The sequence below is a fragment of the Paenarthrobacter sp. CM16 genome, assembly GCF_013179505.1.
GTDB lineage: Bacteria > Actinomycetota > Actinomycetes > Actinomycetales > Micrococcaceae > Arthrobacter.
The window spans coordinates 1-3,573 of record NZ_JABMCX010000387.1; the positions used below are offsets into that span (position 1 = coordinate 1).

A 3,573-nucleotide genomic window follows, 5' to 3' on the forward strand; every position below is an offset into this window, starting at 1 on the left:
GCAGCCGTAGTCAGGGCCGGCAGCATGAATTCCCACATCTCTTCAATCCTGGCCATGACATCCTCCCGCTTGGTGAGGACTTCGGAGACCATTTGAACCCCGGTGAAGGATGCGATCAAGTAGCGGGCAAACGCAGCGGAATCCAGGTCGGCGCGGACATCACCCTCATTCCGGGCTTGGGCCAGCAACTGCTCAACGGTGGTGATCCAGTCTTGGTAGGGCCCGGAAACGTCAGCTTGGAAGGCGGAGGCCTCGAATGTGAGCCGGATACCCCCTTGGACGATCGGCTCCTCCAATAGTTGCTGCCCGAACATCCTGCATAGTCCGATGATTTTTTCCAGAGCGGGGCTCTGGGAGGATGCGATGTCAGCGCCGGCTGCCTGTACCAAGGCGTGTTGCTCGTCGATGACTGCCAAGGCAAGTTCCCGCTTGGACGTGAAGTGAAAGTAGAGCGCGCCTTTGGTCACGCCCGCTCTCTTGGTGATGTCGGCAAGGCTCGCGTTTCCATAGCCGATCTCTGCAAAGACAAGGGCTGCGCCTTGGATGACTGCCAGCCGGGTGTCCTGCGCACGTTGCTGCATCGGCGGTGACTGACCTTTCCAGTGATGGCGTGGGACACGAGGATCCCCCGGGGATTCGCGCGCAAGACCCTGCGGGAACCTCCATAACGCTATCACCGGCCTTGTACCACTGAACTAATTAAACCGACTGTACGGTTTGGTTTCTAGAAGCTTCGAACTTAGACTTCTTGGGGGCGGGCTGGTCTACGGCACGCCCGACGGCAGCCCGTTTGGGGGGAGGCGCGGTGGATATGATCCAGCGCGCCTTGGCTGCCTGACACCATCTGAAGGCCGTTTCTTTCGAGTGACATAGTTCACGTCCGGGCGATTTCGCTTCTCGAAGGAATGTGGTTAGTATTGACGAGTTGCTTCGACGGGAAGAGAAAATCTTCTCCTGGGATTCAACAAATCCGGGGCTGTGGCGCAGCTGGTAGCGCACCTGCATGGCATGCAGGGGGTCAGGGGTTCGAGTCCCCTCAGCTCCACTTCGGAAAAAGACCCCGCTCATGGGAGCGGGGTCTTTTGCTTTTCCTTGATGCCGCGACCCTATTCAGGTGGTTTGGCGAATTCGGCGCCGCTGACGAACTCGACGCCCTGGAATGGCTGATCGCCAACCACTCGGGCGTTGTGCCCTGGCGGGATCGTGTAGGAGTCACCGGCGGAAATACTGATCCGGCCGCCGTCGTCGGTTTCGACGTCCAGCTTGCCCGAAACGCAGAATCCAACGTGGCTCAACTGGCAGGTATCGGTACCTACTACGGGTTTGATGCAGTCGGCCCAGGTCCAACCTGGTTCAAAGGTCATACGGCCGATTGTGTAATCTCCCACCGTAACGAGATCCAGGACGGTCTTGTCCGGACGGCGTGCTTCGTCGGGGGAGTTGTGGGACTTTACTTCGAGATTCGTGACAACATTGACACTCATGGCTTCTCGCAGGGGAGGGGGAGCCGGATAACGGATGGTCCCGGTGCCTGGCTCCATGGCCACCGCGACGCGTGCCTGCCGCCGCTCTGATGATTCACCAGCTGACGGGACAACCAGGTGTTTGCGTGCTGCACTCTCAGGTTCCTCCCAAGCACTGACAAAGTCGAGACAAAAACGCAACGAAAGTGAGAACCTTCATCGTGACGGCATTGGAACTGGATACTCTTTTCGGTTCGTTGAGCAGGTTCCCGGACGTCGTAGCGGACAACCTGCAGGCATACGACGCCACGGATCGGCTTCTCCTGGAAACAGCTGCCGGAATTGTTGGCGCGGGTACCAACGTAGTGGTCATTGGCGACCGCTACGGCGCCCTGACCCTGGGTGCCTTGACGGGACTCGGCGTCGGGCATGTCCGCGTCCACCAGGACCTGTTCACTGGAAGGCTGGCGTTGGAGCGCAACGCAGCCACAACAGGCCTGGAAAACCGTTTCACACAGCATGGCTTGGACGCAGAACTGCTGGACAATGCCGGGCTGATCCTCATTCAATTGCCCAAGTCGTTGGCCGAACTGGAGGAAATCGCGGACGCCGTAGCGCGCTTCGCCGCCCCGGAGGCAGTGGTGTTGGCCGGTGGCCGGGTCAAGCATATGTCTACCGGCATGAACTTGGTTCTGGAGAAGTACTTCTCCTCGGTACAACCCCAGCTTGGCCGGCAGAAGTCCAGGGTGATCATTGCCCGGACCCCCAAGGCTGCTCCGGACGAACCCCCCTTTCCCGTGGTGGAACCGGTGCCGGAACTGGGAATCACGGTGTGTGCCCATGGTGCCGTCTTCTCCGGCGCCCGCCTGGACATCGGGACGCGTTACCTGCTGACTTTCCTGGACAGAATGACGGCCGCCCGGCGCGTTGTGGATCTGGGATGCGGCACTGGAATCCTTGCCACCATGTATGCGCGGCGCCACAAGGAAGCCCTTGTGGTTGCAACGGACCAATCCGCGGCTGCTGTTGACTCGGCCCGGGGTACCGCTGAGGCCAATGGGGTGGGGGAGCGGGTGCTGGTCCTACACGATGATGCGATGTCCACGCTTGAGGCCGGTAGCGCTGACCTGATCCTGCTGAACCCGCCCTTCCACGTTGGAGCGAGCGTACATGCCGGCGCGGCGCTCAAAATGTTCGAGGCTGCCGCGCGGGTACTGGCGCCGGGCGGAGAGCTGTGGACCGTTTACAACAGTCATTTGCAGTACCGGGGGGCATTGGAACGGCTCATTGGGCCAACGTCGGAAGAAGGGCGCAATCCGAAGTTCACGGTGACGCGCAGCCTCAAATCGTGAGCCGCCGTCATCAAGGCACGGTCAGGGAGGCTGTCGCATACAATTCAGTGGCATTGTTATCAAGCCCTGACTCCGGCGCCAGCGTGTGCTCGTATCTGTGGAGCCGTGGGTACCGTACGATGCAGACACAGACTAAATTCGACGAAGTTTTTCCGAATGACGAGGGGCATCAGTGACTGAGATCCGGCAGCCGACACCGAGGCGCGGAACGAATCTACCCCGTATGGGGGACTTCAATCTGACCGTCATTCTGGAGGCGATCCGGCGGTCAGCGCAGGGACTCAGCCGTGTGGAGCTGGCACAGATTGTTGGGCTTTCCCCCCAAACCATTTCAAATATCTCCCGGCGCTTGCTGGACCAGCAGTTGATTGTTGAAGCCGGCAAGGAAGGATCGGGTCCGGGCAAACCGCGAACCATCCTGCGCTTGAATCCCGCCGGGATGTACGCCATTGGTGTCCATTTGGACCCCGCCGTTATCACTTTTGTTGTTCTTGACCTCTTGGGTGACGTGGTCCGGCATTCCCGGATGTCCACCCCGGGCGGTGACCCCGCCGGTGTGATCACCAGCATCGCGGAGCAAATCAAAGTGCTGGTCGAAGAGTCGGGAGTGGACGCGTCCAAGATCGCTGGTCTTGGCGTTGCTGTCCCCGGACCCATAGACCTCAATGAAGGCTCAGTGGTGGAGCCGCCTCTGTTGACGAGGTGGAACAGGGTGCGCATCCGTGAGGCCCTGAGCGAAGCCACGGGGCTGGAGACCC

Annotated in this window: 4 protein-coding genes and 1 tRNA gene; 3 read left to right on the forward strand and 2 right to left on the reverse strand. The window is 60.2% G+C overall.

The annotated features are described in order from the left end of the window. The coding region (locus tag HP499_RS22160; protein ID WP_172326254.1) for a ScbR family autoregulator-binding transcription factor at nt 1-581 on the reverse strand (581 nt) is incomplete at its 3' end. Between the two features lie 391 nt (nt 582-972). Between HP499_RS22160 and HP499_RS22165 the strand changes: the two genes are divergently transcribed. After that, nucleotides 973-1,045, forward strand: a tRNA-Ala gene (locus HP499_RS22165). A gap of 61 nt (nt 1,046-1,106) precedes the next feature. Here HP499_RS22165 and HP499_RS22170 read toward each other — a convergent pair. Next, complete coding sequence (locus HP499_RS22170; protein WP_172326255.1) at nt 1,107-1,484, reverse strand: cupin domain-containing protein; 378 nt, start codon at nt 1,482-1,484, stop codon at nt 1,107-1,109. 185 nt (nt 1,485-1,669) lie between these two features. Here HP499_RS22170 and HP499_RS22175 point away from each other — a divergent pair, with 185 nt between their 5' ends. Both HP499_RS22175 and HP499_RS22180 read left to right on the forward strand, forming a co-directional pair. Then, complete coding sequence (locus HP499_RS22175) at nt 1,670-2,815, forward strand: methyltransferase (RefSeq protein WP_309138437.1); 1,146 nt, start codon at nt 1,670-1,672, stop codon at nt 2,813-2,815. Between the two features lie 223 nt (nt 2,816-3,038). Further along, on the forward strand, nt 3,039-3,573 hold a 535-nt coding region (locus tag HP499_RS22180; protein ID WP_216660246.1), incomplete at its 3' end, for an ROK family protein.